12 protein-coding genes are annotated in these 14,380 nt (G+C 65.2%); 3 read left to right on the top strand and 9 right to left on the bottom strand.

Annotation, left to right across the window (positions count from 1 at the left end):
- Window positions 1–9: 9 nt before the first annotated feature.
- From NHH73_07035 to NHH73_07005, 7 genes are all read right to left on the bottom strand, one after another.
- Window positions 10–405: a lysozyme inhibitor LprI family protein gene (locus tag NHH73_07035; GenBank protein ID USX28028.1), complete on the bottom strand. Its 396-nt coding sequence runs from the start codon at window positions 403–405 to the stop codon at window positions 10–12.
- A gap of 18 nt (window positions 406–423) precedes the next feature.
- Window positions 424–759 (bottom strand): YnfA family protein, encoded by a 336-nt coding sequence (locus tag NHH73_07030; GenBank protein ID USX28027.1) that lies wholly within the window; start codon window positions 757–759, stop codon window positions 424–426.
- 19 nt (window positions 760–778) lie between these two features.
- Window positions 779–2,203 (bottom strand): efflux transporter outer membrane subunit, encoded by a 1,425-nt coding sequence (locus NHH73_07025; GenBank protein ID USX28026.1) that lies wholly within the window; start codon window positions 2,201–2,203, stop codon window positions 779–781.
- On the bottom strand, window positions 2,200–3,381 hold the full coding sequence (locus tag NHH73_07020) for an HlyD family secretion protein (GenBank protein USX28025.1): 1,182 nt from the start codon (window positions 3,379–3,381) through the stop codon (window positions 2,200–2,202). The genes NHH73_07025 and NHH73_07020 overlap by 4 nt, the downstream gene beginning before the upstream one ends.
- A 5-nt stretch (window positions 3,382–3,386) precedes the next feature.
- Window positions 3,387–4,967 (bottom strand): MFS transporter, encoded by a 1,581-nt coding sequence (locus NHH73_07015; GenBank protein ID USX28024.1) that lies wholly within the window; start codon window positions 4,965–4,967, stop codon window positions 3,387–3,389.
- 242 nt (window positions 4,968–5,209) lie between these two features.
- Window positions 5,210–7,630, bottom strand: coding sequence for a catalase (locus tag NHH73_07010; protein ID USX28023.1), 2,421 nt, complete (start codon window positions 7,628–7,630; stop codon window positions 5,210–5,212).
- A gap of 75 nt (window positions 7,631–7,705) precedes the next feature.
- Window positions 7,706–8,113 (bottom strand): hypothetical protein, encoded by a 408-nt coding sequence (locus NHH73_07005; GenBank protein USX28022.1) that lies wholly within the window; start codon window positions 8,111–8,113, stop codon window positions 7,706–7,708.
- Between the two features lie 215 nt (window positions 8,114–8,328).
- Between NHH73_07005 and NHH73_07000 the strand changes: the two genes are divergently transcribed.
- Window positions 8,329–10,170 (top strand): hypothetical protein, encoded by a 1,842-nt coding sequence (locus tag NHH73_07000; protein USX28021.1) that lies wholly within the window; start codon window positions 8,329–8,331, stop codon window positions 10,168–10,170.
- 246 nt (window positions 10,171–10,416) lie between these two features.
- Window positions 10,417–11,562 (top strand): branched-chain amino acid ABC transporter substrate-binding protein, encoded by a 1,146-nt coding sequence (locus NHH73_06995; protein ID USX28020.1) that lies wholly within the window; start codon window positions 10,417–10,419, stop codon window positions 11,560–11,562.
- Window positions 11,563–11,569: 7 nt separating this feature from the next.
- Here the strand turns inward: NHH73_06995 and NHH73_06990 are convergent, their stop codons facing one another.
- Window positions 11,570–12,166: a biliverdin-producing heme oxygenase gene (locus NHH73_06990; GenBank protein ID USX28019.1), complete on the bottom strand. Its 597-nt coding sequence runs from the start codon at window positions 12,164–12,166 to the stop codon at window positions 11,570–11,572.
- A 129-nt stretch (window positions 12,167–12,295) separates the two neighbouring features.
- Here NHH73_06990 and NHH73_06985 point away from each other — a divergent pair, with 129 nt between their 5' ends.
- Window positions 12,296–13,915, top strand: coding sequence for a response regulator (locus NHH73_06985; protein ID USX28018.1), 1,620 nt, complete (start codon window positions 12,296–12,298; stop codon window positions 13,913–13,915).
- Here NHH73_06985 and NHH73_06980 read toward each other — a convergent pair whose 3' ends face one another.
- Window positions 13,916–14,371 (bottom strand): response regulator, encoded by a 456-nt coding sequence (locus NHH73_06980; GenBank protein ID USX28017.1) that lies wholly within the window; start codon window positions 14,369–14,371, stop codon window positions 13,916–13,918.
- Window positions 14,372–14,380 lie beyond the last annotated feature (9 nt).

Raw genomic sequence — 14,380 nt, 5'->3', positions numbered from 1 at the left:
AAGCCCCTTCTATCGATCTTTAAGCGCGGGACAACTCATATCCCCTTCCCGGCATTCCTGCAGCGCTTTGATCTCCTTCAAGCGGCTCTCGGTTTTCGCGGCCAGACAGGTGCTGCGCACCATCGGATATGCACTGCCTCCTTCCGCGCCCGAGCTCTCGAATGCGCACGACAAATCCCTGAACTTCACCCACGCAAGCTGCGCCTCCGTCAGCTTCTTCTTTTGCCCGGCATTCAGCCGGGCGCGATACTCGTTATAGGCGAGGTTCAGCTTTTTATCCGCCGCCGAATAAGCCTGCCCGGCGCACTGCGTCATCTCGGACTGGGTCGAGGGCGCGCTGCAATCCGCCCATGCGCTTGCGGACAGCAACGCCAGCACCAACGCCGGCAAGACCAATCTTCTCATCTCCATCTCCTTCTATAGTCAACCGGACGTGGCGGGTTGAAACGCGATGACGGCCATGCCGCACAAGGCAAGCGCCGCACCCGCCAAGTCCCAGCGGCTTAGCGCAATACCGTCTACAAACCGAAGCCACAACAACGCCACCGCGATATACATGCCGCCATACGCCGCATAGGTGCGGCCCGCAGCGGTCGGATGTAACGTCAGCAACCACGCGAAAAGCGCCAGCGAGGCCGCCGCCGGCACCAACAGCCACATCGTCCTGCCCTGCTTGAGCACCAGCCATGGCAGATAGCAGCCGACGATTTCAGCCAGCGCGGTCACGGCGAACAAACCAGCTAATTTCAAGATATCCAAACAAGCCCCTTGCAAAAGACTACGGCTGCGCCACCCAGCCACCGCCCATCGCGCGATAAAGATCGACCGACGCCACCAGTATCCGCGTGCGCAATTGCAGCCGTCCGACGTCGGCGCTGTACAAGGTGCGCTGGGCATCCAGCTCCTCCAGATATGAGGCGTAGCCGTTGCGATAGCGATTGTGCGCGATGCGCAAGGTCTCGGCGGCCGTGGCGCGGCGCGCGTCGTTCTGCACCGCCTGCTCGTTCAACTGATAGAGCGCCCCCAGGCTGTTATCGGTTTCCGAGAACGCCGTGCGCACCGCGTTCTCATACGCGAAAGTCAGCTGGTCGCGCTGCGCCGCCACCGAGTCGGTCTGCGACTGCACGCGGTCGCCCTCGAACACCGGCGCGGCGATGGCGCCGGTCAGCCGCCACAGCGCCGTCGGCGAATTGAGGAAGTCGTGCATTTTCAGGCTCTGTATGCCGCCACCGGCCGTCAGCTTGAATGACGGCAGCAACTGATCGCGCGTGGCCCGCAGATTGGCGTTGACGGCGACCAGATTGTATTCCGCCCGCGCGATATCCGGGCGCCGGCGCAGCAGTTCGGACGGCAGCCCCTCGGGCACCGGCGGTGGCGCCAGTTGCGCGAGCTCTGCTCCGCGCGGAATCGGCCCCGGATTGCCGCCGGTGAGGATGGACAACGCATTCTCCTGCTCGAAGATCGAACGCTTCAACTGCGGCACCTGCTCGGCGGTGGTCTGGTACTCGGCCTGCGCCTGCAGCCACTCCAGCCGCGAACTGTAGCCGACATCGAACTGGCGCTTGGCGAGGTCGCGCGACTCTTCACGCAGCTTGAGCGTCTGCTCGGTCAGCGCCAGTTGGGCATCCAGCCCGCGCAGGTTCAGATATCCGGTGGCGACGGTGGCGGCGATGGACAGGGCCACCGCGTCCGCGTTGGCCTGCTCCGATTGATAGGTGGCGGTGGCGGCGTCGGTCGCGGCGGCCAGGCGGCCCCACAGGTCCACTTCGTAGCTGGCCTGGATTTCTGCCTGATAGATGTTGGTGACATACGGCTGGCCGTTGGAGGCCAACTGGCGCGCGCGGGTCGGCGTGGTATCCACGACGACGTTCGGCTTTTGCCCCGCCTCCGCCACGCCCACCAGCGCGCGGTACTGCGCCACCCTGGCGCGCGCGATGCGCAAGTCGCCATTGTGTTCGAGCGCCTTGGTCACCAATGCGCTCAGCACCGGATCACCGAAGGCCTGCCACCATTGCCGCTCGACCGGCGCGGCACTTTGGCCTGCGCCGATTTCGGGCGCGGTACGCCATGCGGCGGGCGTCTCCAGCGTCGATGCGGGTGGCGGTCCAACCCTGGCGGCGCAACCGGCCAGCGCCAGCATGGCCGCGATGGATACGACGCGCAGTGCGCCGCGCCGGCTGTGTAACCGCGTCCGGCACTTCATCGGCCTGCTCCGGCGCGCGCCGTGGCGCGCTTGCCATCCGAGTCATCCAGAACGGCGGCCGTGTCGATGCTGACGATCACCGACATCCCCGGCGCCAGCCGCACCGCCTTGGCCTGTCCCGGATCGATGCGTATCCGCACCGGTATGCGTTGGGCGATCTTGACGAAATTGCCGGTCGCGTTATCGGCCGGCAGCACGCTGAATTCCGATCCGGTGGCAGGCGAGATCCGCTCCACCTGCCCGGTCAGCACCGCGCCGTCCAGCGCATCGACCTTGAAGGTGGCGCTCTGCCCCACCTGCACATTGTTCATCTGCGTCTCTTTCAGGTTGGCGATAACCCACAGCTGGCGTGGCACCAATCCCATCAAGTTGGCGCCGGTGTTGACATAGGCGCCCTTGCGCACGGTGACCTGCCCCAGCTGGCCGTCCTCCGGCGCGATGATGCGGGTGTTCTCCAGATCCACCCTGGCCGCCTTGAGCGCGGCCTCCGCGTTGGCCACCGCAGCCTCCAGCGACAGCTTGTTGACGGTCACGGATTGCACCTGCTGTTTGGCGATATCCAGATTGGCGCGCGCCTGCGCCACGGCGGCAACCGTCTGCGCCTGGGCCGCCTTCGACGCGTCCTGCTCGCGCAGCGACAGCGAGCCGTCGGCCGCCAGCGAATTGACGCGGCCAAGGTCGGCCTGCGACTTGGCCGCCTGCGCCTGCGCGTTGGCCAGCGTGGCCTGGTTCAGCAGCACGCCGGCCGCCGCCGTCTTGCGCGACTGCTCCCAGTTGGCCAGCGCCGCCTTCTGCGCCGCCAGTTGCGCCTGCGCCTGTTCGTAGCGCTGCTGGTAGATGCGATCGTCGATCTGCACCAGCAAATCGCCCTGCTTCACTTGCTGGAAGTCCTGCACCTTGACGTCGACGACATAGCCGGACAACTGCGTGCCGATCAGCGTGACCTGCCCGCGCACCAGCGCATTCTCGGTCGAGACGATGGCGCTGGTGAAAGGCGGCAGCCGCCATGCGTACAGCACGATCAGCACGCCGATCAGGGCGACCAGCGAAAACGCGATGGTGGAAACGATCTGCCCGCGACGGCCGGGCGCTGCGGCCACCGGCGGCGGCGCGGCGGCGGGGGCAGGTGCGGCCGGGGCGGAAGGAGGAGCGGAAGTATCGGGAGTATTGGTAGCCATGTCGTTCAGCGTGATCCGGAATTGTTAAGAGAGACGTTGGCCATGCCGGTCTGCGCGTTTTGCACGGGACTGGGTTGGCACACCACACAGATCGACCAAAGGTGGCGCGCCAGCATCCACGCGAGCGTCAGCACCGCCACCAGTGTAATCATCAGGAAGACATCGTTGTAAGCGAGGATGTTGGCCTCGCGCGAAGCGGCGGCGCCGAGCGACGCCACCCCTTGCGCATTGCGTATCGAGGGATCGGCCAGCGTCGCGCCAAGCGAAGCGCCGCCGCTTTGAATCCGCGCAGCCACCTGCGGATCGAGCAGGGTCAGATGTTCGACCAGGATGCTGGAGTGGTACTTCTCGCGCACCACCTGGAAGGTGCCGACGATCGCGGAGCCGAGCAAACTGCCCAGCGTTTGCGTGATCGAGAACATGACGGAGAAACTGACAAGATTACTCGGCGCCGCGATCACCGCGCCAAAGCCGGAGACGAACGTCGGCCCGATGAACAAGGCGCCGCCGAAGCCGAGCAGGAACTGGCTGACATACATATCGACCGGACGTGTCAGATTGGTGGCGTTGGAATCCATATACGCGCCGATCGCCATCACCACCAGCGACACCATCAACTGCGCGGGAATGCGCGCCGGCGTGATCGTCAACGCGCTCGCCAGCAGGCCGGCCAGGGTGCCGATCATGACGATGATCCACAGCGTTTGCATCTGATCGTTGGTCAGTCCGAGCGCCTGCAGGAAGCCCACGGTGCCGCTGGCCTCGGACTGCACGATGCGGATCAACAGCACCGACAACGCCAGCCGCGCGATGTTGGCGGTACTGAGCCAGCGCGTGTTGATCAGCGGGCGGGCGCGGTTATGCTCGATCAGCAGCGCGCCTGAGATCAGCACGATGGCGCCGGCCAGGCAAAGACCCAGCCAGCGCGACTCGAACCACCATACGGTGCGGCCCAGCGCCAGCACCGCGGACAACAGCGCCACGCCCGGCGCGAACAGCGCGAAGGTGACGAAGTCCATTCTCTCGAAGGCCTTGATGCGGTCTCCCGGCGGCAGCTTGAGGAACAACACGCCGGCCAGCGACACCAGGGCCAGTCCCAGCTCGAAGAAGTACAGGCCGCGCCACTCGCCGAACTCCATCAGGTCCGACGAGAACAGGCGCGCCATCGGCAGCGCCAATTGTGAGAAGCCGATGCCCAGCACCACCGCCTTGACCCGGTACTGCGCCGGGAAGGCTTGCAGAATGTAATAGAGGCCGAGGGTGGACAACGCGGCGCCGCTCATGCCGTGGGCGGCGCGCACCGCGATGGCCGACGCCAGCCCGTGCACGAACAAGTGCGCCACGGTGGCGACCGCGTACAGCACCAGGAACAATTCGGTGAACAGCCGCAGGCCATACTGCTGGCGGAATTTGACCAGCAGAAGGTTCATCGAGACGTTGGTCATCACATAGGCGGCCGGCAGCCACTGGATCTCGGCCGAGTAGACGCCGAGCGAGCCTTGGAGGTAAGGCAGGTTGACCAGCACCAGCGCGTTGCCCAAGCCGCCGGTGATGGCGACGATGAAGCCGATGACGAAGAACGCCAACCGGCGCTCGGTCGTGTGGATAGGACTCGATGGCGATCCGGGGAGTACCGGTCGCTCGTGCGGAAGCCAGACTTGAGGGGCGTACACGTCCATCGATGCCAGTTCTTATAGGTCTTTAAAGGAGAGAAGTTGTCGGGATGAGCATATCACTATGCACGCCATAGTTGAAGTTCTGGAGACCCGCCAAAAGGAAGGGGCGCCGGTTTTCGACCGGCGCCCCTTCGACCTAAACCAACTGCAGGTTACAACGCAGCCGCGTCAACCTCGCGCTGGAAGTTGCGGTGCGCGCCCAGGGCGGCCTTGAACTCCGTCAGCGCCGGCAGCACGCCGCCAGCCGCCACACACCACAGCGATGGATCGGCCGTACCGTCTTCCAGCTTCTCCGGCACGCCGGCCTTACGCAGCAAATCGGCGCCCGCGCCCACGGCCAGAATCGGTTTGCAGTGGCGGAACTGCTGGCGCACGAAATCGAGTGCGTCGGCATCGCCCATCAACATCTTGGCACTGGCTTCGCCGTCGGCCACGATCACCGCGTCGTACAGCACCGGCGGGCCGCCCTGGATGGTGATTTCCACATCCAGCGCGCTGCCGTCGGCGGCGACCAGTTGACCCAGGTGCGGCGCCACCAGTCGCGGCACCGCGCCGGCGGCCAGCAACTCGGCGTAGATCGCCTTGACACCGGCGGCATCGACGCCATGCGCCGCCAGGATGGCGACCTTGCGCGCCTGGACACCGACGGCGCCGGGACGCGCCAGCAGCGAGAGCGCCGGCGACGGTGCATAGTGGGGCTGCGGCGCGGTGGTCGCCAGCGGCATCGGCGCCGGCACCTCCAGGCCCAGGCCCTGCGCCACGCCTTCGGCCAGCACCGGATCGACGTTGGCCAGCATCGACAGCAGGCGCACGCGAATCGCAGGCGTCTGCACGCGACCCAGCTCGAAGCTGAAGGCGTTGACGATGTGGGTTTGCTCCGACGGCGTCTGGCTGATCCAGAACAGGCGCGCCTGCGAGTAGTGGTCGGCGAACAGTTCCGGCTTGCCGCGCACCTTGTCCTCCGGCGCCTGCTTCACGCTGCTGAAGGCGGTCTGGAAGCCGGCCATGCCGGCCTGGAACGGATTGCCGCCGGCCAGCGAGTTCGGTTCGTAGGCCACGCGTCCGCGCGCGATCGCCTGGCGATGCATGCCGTCGCGCTGGTTGTTGTGCACCTGCGCCACCGGCGTGTTGATCGGAATCTCGTGGAAGTTCACGCCACCGAGACGGCTGATCTGCGTGTCCAGATACGAGTGGATACGGCCTTGCAGCAGCGGGTCGTTGGTGAAGTCGATGCCCGGCACAATGTGCGCGGTGCAGAAGGCCACCTGCTCGGTCTCGGCGAAGAAGTTGTCCGGATTGCGGTTCAAGACCATCTTGCCGACGATCTGCACCGGCACCAGTTCCTCCGGCACGATCTTGGTCGAATCGAGCACGTCGAACGGGAATTGCTCCGCCTGTTCCTCGGTGAATATCTGCAGGCCCAGTTCCCATTCAGGATAGGCGCCGGCTTCAATTGCTTCCCACAGGTCGCGGCGGTGGTAATCGGGATCCGCACCGATGATCTTGGCCGCTTCGTCCCATACCAGCGAGTGCGTGCCCGGCACCGGATTCCAGTGGAATTTGCAGAACACCGATACGCCATCGGCATTCACCAGGCGGAAGGTGTGCACGCCGAAGCCCTGCATGGTGCGGTAGCTGCGCGGGATGGCGCGGTCCGACATCTGCCACAGCAGCATGTGGGTCGATTCCGGCATCAAGGTGACGAAATCCCAGAAGGTGTCGTGCGCGCTGGACGCCTGCGGCATCGCAAAATGCGGCTCGGGCTTAACGGCGTGGACCAGGTCCGGGAACTTCATCGCATCCTGGATGAAGAAGACCGGCATGTTATTGCCGACCAAATCCCAGTTGCCTTCGTCGGTGTAGAACTTGACGGCGAAACCGCGCACATCGCGCACGGTGTCGGCCGAACCGCGCTCGCCGGCGACGGTGGAGAAGCGCACGAACACCGGCGTGCGTTTGCCTGCGGCGGCGAACGGCGCGGCGCGCGTGACGGCGCTCAAATCGCCATAGCTTTCGAAGTAGCCGTGGGCGGCCGAACCGCGCGCGTGCACCACACGTTCCGGGATGCGCTCATGGTCGAAATGGGTGATCTTTTCGCGCAGGATGAAGTCTTCCATCGCGGTCGGACCGCGCAGGCCGACCTTGAGCGAATTCTGGTTGTCGGCGACCGGCACGCCCTGGTTGGTGGTCAGGCGCTGGTCGGCGGAATCGACACGCACGCGGTCCAGCGGCTCGATGGTGGCGTTGACGCTGTGCGGCGGCACGCCGCTGCCGACTTTGGGCGAAGCGGTGGTTTCGCCGGTGGTGCTGGCGCCGGCGATGGGATGCGGAGGTGCGACGGTCTGGCCGGGCTGCGGCGTGCGCGATGCGTCGCCATGTTCGCCCGGCTTATTGACGTTGAAGGGCATGCCCTCGGCGACCGCCTGGGTACCGCCCACTTTGGCCAGCAAGGCGGCTTCCTGGGGCACGCCGCCCAAACTGGTCGGGGGCGTAGAGGTTGATGGTCCTGCGACGGTGCTCAATACGGAGCCAGCCCCCATTACGGAGGCCGGCGTCTTTTTGCTAGTTGCCATTGGGTTTCCCTTGGTGATCGGCGCCCGCACGGGCCGCCGGTCGCACCAGCAGCGATACCGGTCGGGCAGCCTGGATTACTTGCGCGAGTTAAGCAGCTTGGAGATGCCGTAGCCTGCGGCGGCGGCGATCAGCACCGAGATCGCTGGGCTGGAGCGCACATGGCTGCGGCCCGATTCGGCCAGCTTCTTGTAGCTTTCGGTGACTTGCTTGCTGCGGACGGCCAGACGCTCGGAGACGCTGTCCACGGTGCCGGAGACGCTTTCGACGCCATCAGCGACTTTGTCGACGCCGTTATGCGCGCGGGTGGCCAGACGGTCGGCGGTTGGTGGAACCTTGTCGGCGACACGGTCGATGGCGGCGTGCGCGTCGGCGCGCAGGTCCTTGCCAATTTGGGTCACGCCGTCGCGGGTGCTGTTGCCGGCGTTGTTGCCGGTGTTATTACCAGTGGTACCGTTGATTTTAGTATCGATGCTGTTTTCCATGATGGTTCCTCTCGGTTGTTGGTCGTTTGTATTCAACACTGCAGGAACCAAGATAGGCTTGTTGGTCAAACGCTACCGTGCGCAATCTAACAAAAAGACGACCTCGGGCGAAGTTATCGGTTGATGCGGCGATAAGTGAGTTGCCACACTGACGGGCCCGCCAATAAGGCGGATGCTAGGATAAAATACCGTCAAGCCGATTCGAGGAGAGCGCTATGTTTCCCATCTCATCCACCACGCTGAGCGGGCCGAATCCGGCGAACTTTCCGCTGGTGTCCCCTGCCGCGTCAGTCGACGCTGTCAACTCCTCGACGATCGCCCCGGTCGGTTCCGCACTTGATGCCCCAGCGCAAGCATCGGTCCAGGTGGATTTGTCGCCGGTGGCCAACTTCTTGCTGACGGTATCGCAGTCCCGCGAGCAAATCGCCCAGTTGCAGACGGCGGTCGCCAACGGCGCCGATCCGCAAGAGGCCGCAGCCCGCGCCGCGACATTAAATGACGCCACGCAAAATGTAGTGAACGCCTTCAACTTATTGCCGAGCGTGGATTTCAACCAAGCCCAGCCGCAAGGGCCGTCCCTGCTCAACAATCTGGTGGACAGTTTGAACCGGCAGACTTTCGGCTCGGAGGCGGCCCGGCAACTGAACCAGGCCAACCAGCCGAATCAACCGCAGAGCGCCGCCCAAAGCCTGGCGCAGAGCCTGTCCCGGATCGGCGTCACCTTGCAGCCGCCGCTGTTGTCGGACGCCGCGGCCGGCCTGTCGCTCGACAACGAGATCCTGCGCGCCTCCTTCAACACCGACAACCAGTCGACCACCAATACGCTGCAAAACACGCTCGACACCTTCAGCGAGCTGGCGACGCGCTTTGCGGAGCAGTTGAGCGCCGCCGGCAGCGGCGCCCTGCCCGCGCTGGCCAGCGCGCAGCAAAATGCGTTGACGCCGGAAGATCTCGTTGCCAACGCGCGACTGGACCTGGCGCGCGCCGAACTCGATCTGCTCAGGCAGATTCCATTGCCCGACACCGCCGCCGACAGGCTGGCGGCGCAGCGCGCGGACTTGGAGCAGCCGCTCGCGCCGCGGGCGACGGCGCCGGATTCGCCGATCGTCAATCCGCTGCAGGCCTCCACCGCCGAAGTCATCGCCGCGCAGAACGCCGAGGCGCGGGAGGCGATCGCGCGGCAAACCAACGCGCAGGCAGCCGACACGCAGGAAGCCAACATCGACGCGCTGCCATCCCAGCAAAGCCAAACCGCGCAGTCGCTGCAAGCGGCCGATCAGGCGGAGCGAAACCAGGTCACCGCGGCCAATACGGCGCAAGAGAACCAGGCAGCGGCCAATGCCAATACGGAGCGCAGCGCGGCGCAGGCGGCATCCGACGCCGCGCAGGCCACGGCGGCCGCACAGGCGGCGCGGCAGCAGGCCGCATCCGGATTGAGCGCGGCAAGCGCCGCCAGCACGCAGGCGGCGGCGCAGGCCAACGCCGCGCAGAACGCGGCGGCCGCCGCAGCCGCCGCCAATTCCACCAACGCGACCGCCGAGCAGCAGGCTGTCGCGGCGCAAAACGCGGCGACCAATCTGGCGGCGGCCAACGCCGCCGCCGCGTCGGCACTGGCGCAGGCGCAGGCTGCGCAAAGCGCCGCCGACGCCTTGGCGGCGCAGAGCGCCGAAGCCAGCGCCCTGGCGGCGCAGGCACGCGCCGCGCTGGCTGCGGCAACGTCGCCGGAAGCGGCCAACGCCGCCGGCGCGATCGCCGCCCAGCAGGCCGCAGCCGCACAAACCACCGCCAGCAACCTGGCAGCCGCCAACGCGGCGGCGGCCGATGCACAGCAACAGGCCCGCGCCGCCCAAGTGGCCGCCGTGCAGGCGTCCACGGTGCAAACCAATCCGCTGCAGGGCAACCCCGCACTGGCGGCGGCCATCGCCGCATACAACATCACCGACCCTGCACTGCTGGGCGCCAATGCGCGCGCCACGCAATCGGCGGTCAGCGCGGTTCCGCGCGTTTCGGCCGTCAGCGCGCCGGCCCGCGCCCGCGGCATCGGCCCTGGCCAGTAAGGCCTGCGGCATGCAGCCCGCTGCATGCGGAAATCGGCACAAGGATGGCGCGTCAACGGCGCGCCATCACGCCGCCGCCACATTTGACCACCTCCCGCCTACCGAATTAAATTTCGATCGCCCGGCATTTAAAGGCCGATCGCGTCAAATAATTCCCGATCCCGTGCCAAAGTCACACGATAATACGATTCGTTTTTAGCGATAATCACGGATTGCATTTCATAACCATCGACATCGGGAGTTCGCATGACTTTGAAGCACAGCGTGAAGCACAGCGTGAAGCACATCGCCGCCGCCACGGCGCTACTGGCAGCCGCCGGCGCCTACGCCCAGGACACCGTGGTCAAGATCGGCCATAGCGGCCCGCTGTCCGGCGCCCAGGCGTTTTCCGGCAAGGACAACGAGAACGGCGCCCGCCTGGCGGTGGAGGAGCTCAACGCCAAGCCGATCACCGTGGCCGGCAAGAAGCTCAAATTCGAACTGCTGTCGGAGGACGACCAGGGCGATCCGAAAGCCGGCGTCGCCGCCGCGCAAAAGCTGATCGACAACGGCGTCAAATACGTGGTCGGCCCCTACAACTCCGGCGTCGCGATCCCCGCCTCGCGCGCCTACAACGATGCCGGCGTGCTGGTCGCCACCATCGCCACCAATCCGAAGATCACGCTGCAAGGCTACAAGGGCCTGTTCCGCGTCAACGCCAGCGACTCCCAGCTCGGCTCCAAGATGGCGCTGTACGCGGCCAATGAACTCAAGTTCAAAAACGTCGCCGTGATCGACGACCGCACGGCCTTCGGCCAGGGCGTGGCGGAAGAATTCAAGAAGCAGGCGAAAGCCTCCGGAATGACCGTGGCCGGACACGAGTTCACCACCGACAAGGCGTTCGACTTCAACGCCATCCTGACCAAGCTGAAAAACAAGAAGGTCGAAGCGATCTTCTTCGGCGGCTACGCGCCGCAGGCGGCGCCGATGGTGCGACAGATGAAGCAGCTGGGCATCACCGCCAAACTGCTCGGCGGCGACACCATCTGCACCAGCGAGATGGGCAAGCTGGGTGGCGACGCGGTGGCCGACAACGTCCTGTGCTCGCAAGGTGGCGCGATCCTGGACAAGGCCTCAAGCGGTCCGGCCTTCAAGGCCAGGTACAAGGCGCGCTACAAGCAGGATGCCGACGTCTATGCGGCGTCGTACTACGATGCGACCATGATGTACGCGCAGGCGATGCAGAAGGCGAATTCGATCGATCCGCAGAAAGTGTCGGCGGTCATCGGCGCCGGTTCGTACAAGGGCATCGCCGGCACCTACGCGTTTGACGAGCGTGGCGACATGAAGCAATCGCCGGTGACGATCTTCACCTTCAAAGGTGGTCAGCCGGTGCCGTTGACCAGCTATTGACCCGCTTTTAATTCGATATCGACCCGCTGGCCGATCGCGCGCGGTTCAGCGCGATCAGGCTGTCGAAGGCCAGCCGGGCGCCGTCGCAGGCGTCGGCGATTTCCCGCGCGTCCGCCACATGTTCGCGCAGCGCCGCGATGAACTGCTGCCAGCGCGGACCCGGCGAACCGGCGCCGCGCAGATAATTGAGCGGATGCGGCGCCAGCCGGTCGGCCAGCCTTTTATACAGAACCGCCCCGCCCAGCTGCGAGCCTTCGATCACATAGCACGCGCCCCAGCGCCACGCCGCCCCGCTTTGCGTGGGCCAGGCCACCGCAGCCCCGCTGTGCGGCGCCGCCGGCATCCCGGCGAATGCCGCATGCGCGAGATCCTGCCTGATCGCATCCAGATAAGGCGGCAGCTTCGGCCCCTCGTCGAAGCGTTCCATCCAGTCCTGGATCGGCGCCAACCACTGCTCCAGCAGCCGCAAATGATCGTGGTACGCGCGCAGATCGACGTCGCCGGCCGCCAAAGGCGTGTTGGCGTCAAGCTCGGCGTGGCGCTGCGCGGTGGCCTGCCGCAAGGCGGCCAGCACATCGCGTTCCCTGACGGAAATTTCTTCCAAGATATTTCCCACTTTCTTATTGATGACAAGATTTTACACAGTGAAATGCTAGCGCGCGCACAGTAGACGCGCACGACTTCTGGAAAAATGGAGCTAAGGTAAAATTTAATTACTATCAGCATACTGCCTATGAACCAAAACCAATCCCAGAACTGCTCCGTCCTGCTCATCGACGACGAGGCGATGGCCGAAGACCTGATCGGCTATCACATGGCGCGCCAACAAGGCATCACGCTGCGCTATGACAATCGCGCCGAACTGGCGGTCCAGTTGTGCAAGGAAGTCGATGCCAACGTGCTGCTGGTCGACCTGCGCATGCCCGGCGCCGACGGCTTCGATGTGATCCGCATGCTGCGCGCCGATCCGCACACCGAGCATCTGCCGGTGATCCTGCTGTCGTCCGAGGACGATGCCGATATCAAGGCGCAGGCCTTCGCGCTCGGCGCCAACGACTATCTGGTCAAGTGGCCGGAGGCGCGCGAGCTGGAGGCGCGCATCCGCTACCACTGCGCCGCCTACCAGGCGCGCCAGCAGCGCGATGCCGCCTTCCTGGAATTGCGCCAGCGCGAAGAGGAACTGCGGGTCAGCCAGGCCGCCCTGCACCAGGCGCAGAAAATGGAAGCGATCGGCCAGCTGACCGGCGGCGTCGCCCACGATTTCAACAACGTCCTGCAAATCATCAGCGGCAACCTGCATCTGCTGCAGATGGTCGGCGACCTCAACCCGCAAGGCATGGCGCGCATCGAGAACGCGCTCAATGGCGTCGAGCGCGGCGCGCGGCTGGCCGCGCACCTTCTCGCATTCGCGCGCCGCCAGCCGCTGCAAAGCGCGGTGGTCGACCTGACGCCGGTGCTGGCAGATATGGACGACATGCTGCGCCGCGTGCTCGGTCCGCGCGCGGTGGTCATCGCCGATATCGCGACGCGCTTGTGGAACACCGACGTCGATGTCGGCCAGCTCAATAACGTGATCCTGAACCTGGCCATCAACGCGCGCGACGCCATGGGCGGCGACGGCACCTTGACCATCCGCGCCCGCAACCTGCCTTCCGGCTCGGAACAGCTATCCAAGATCGGCGACGGCCAGGGCGACTACGTGTTGATCGAAATCGCCGACACCGGCTCCGGCATGTCGTCGGAAGTCATGCAACGGGCGTTCGAACCGTTCTTCACCACCAAGCCAACCGGCCAGGGCACGGGACTGGGACTGAGCATGGCCTACGGTTTCGTCAAACAGTCGGGTGGCGAGATCTGCCTGCAAAGCACGCTGGGCGCCGGTACCTGCGTGCAGATCTACCTGCGCCGCAGCGAGGCGCAGGCGCAACCCGAGCACAGCGCGTCATTGCCGGCGTTGACCGGCGGCGTGGAAACGATCCTGGTGGTGGAAGACGAGGAGGCGGTGCGCGCCGCCACCGTCGACATGCTGTCGACGCTGGGCTACAAGGTGTTGAGCAGCGCCGACGCCGAACAGGCCACGCACCTGATCAACGGCGGCGTCCATATCGACCTGCTGTTCACGGACGTGATGATGCCTGGCCGCGTGAGCAGCCTGGAATTGAGTGAACTGGTGCGCGAGAAGCTGCCGACCACGCAGATCCTGTTCACGTCGGGCTATGCGGAAGGGGTGTTGTCGCACGATGGCAAACTGCCGCCGGGGGTCAATCTGCTGCAAAAACCCTATACCGTCGAAACCCTCAGCTCGCGCATCCGCCACCTGCTGCGCAAACGCGTGGCGACTACCGCGGCCTAGCTACTGCGGCTTGACGTAGCGGTGCGATCCCGGCGGCGGCTCGTTGAGCACCGCCCAGAAAATCCCCAGGTCGGCGATAGCCCGCACAAATTCCTGGAAATCGACCGGCTTGACCACGTAGGCGTTCACGCCCAGCTCATAGCTGCGGATCAGGTCCTGCTCCTCGCGGGACGACGTCAACATCACCACCGGGATGCTTTTCAGGGTGGCGCTGCCACGGATTTCGGCCAGCACTTCCAGGCCGTCGACCTTCGGCAGTTTCAGATCCAGCAGCACCACAGCGGGGTTGCCCTGCTCGCGGTTGGCGAAAGTGCCGCGCGCGTGCAGATAATCGAGTGCGTCGGCGCCATCGCGCACGACGATCACTTCATTGGCCAATTGGCTGCGTTCCAGCGCAATCAGCGTCAGCTCCAGATCATGAGGGTTGTCTTCAACCAGCAGGATAGGCTTTAACATAGGCGTGCC

Source organism: Oxalobacteraceae bacterium OTU3CINTB1 (assembly GCA_024123955.1).
In the GTDB taxonomy this organism is placed as follows: domain Bacteria; phylum Pseudomonadota; class Gammaproteobacteria; order Burkholderiales; family Burkholderiaceae_D; genus Rugamonas.
This window is presented reverse-complemented; position numbering and strand designations above follow the sequence as displayed.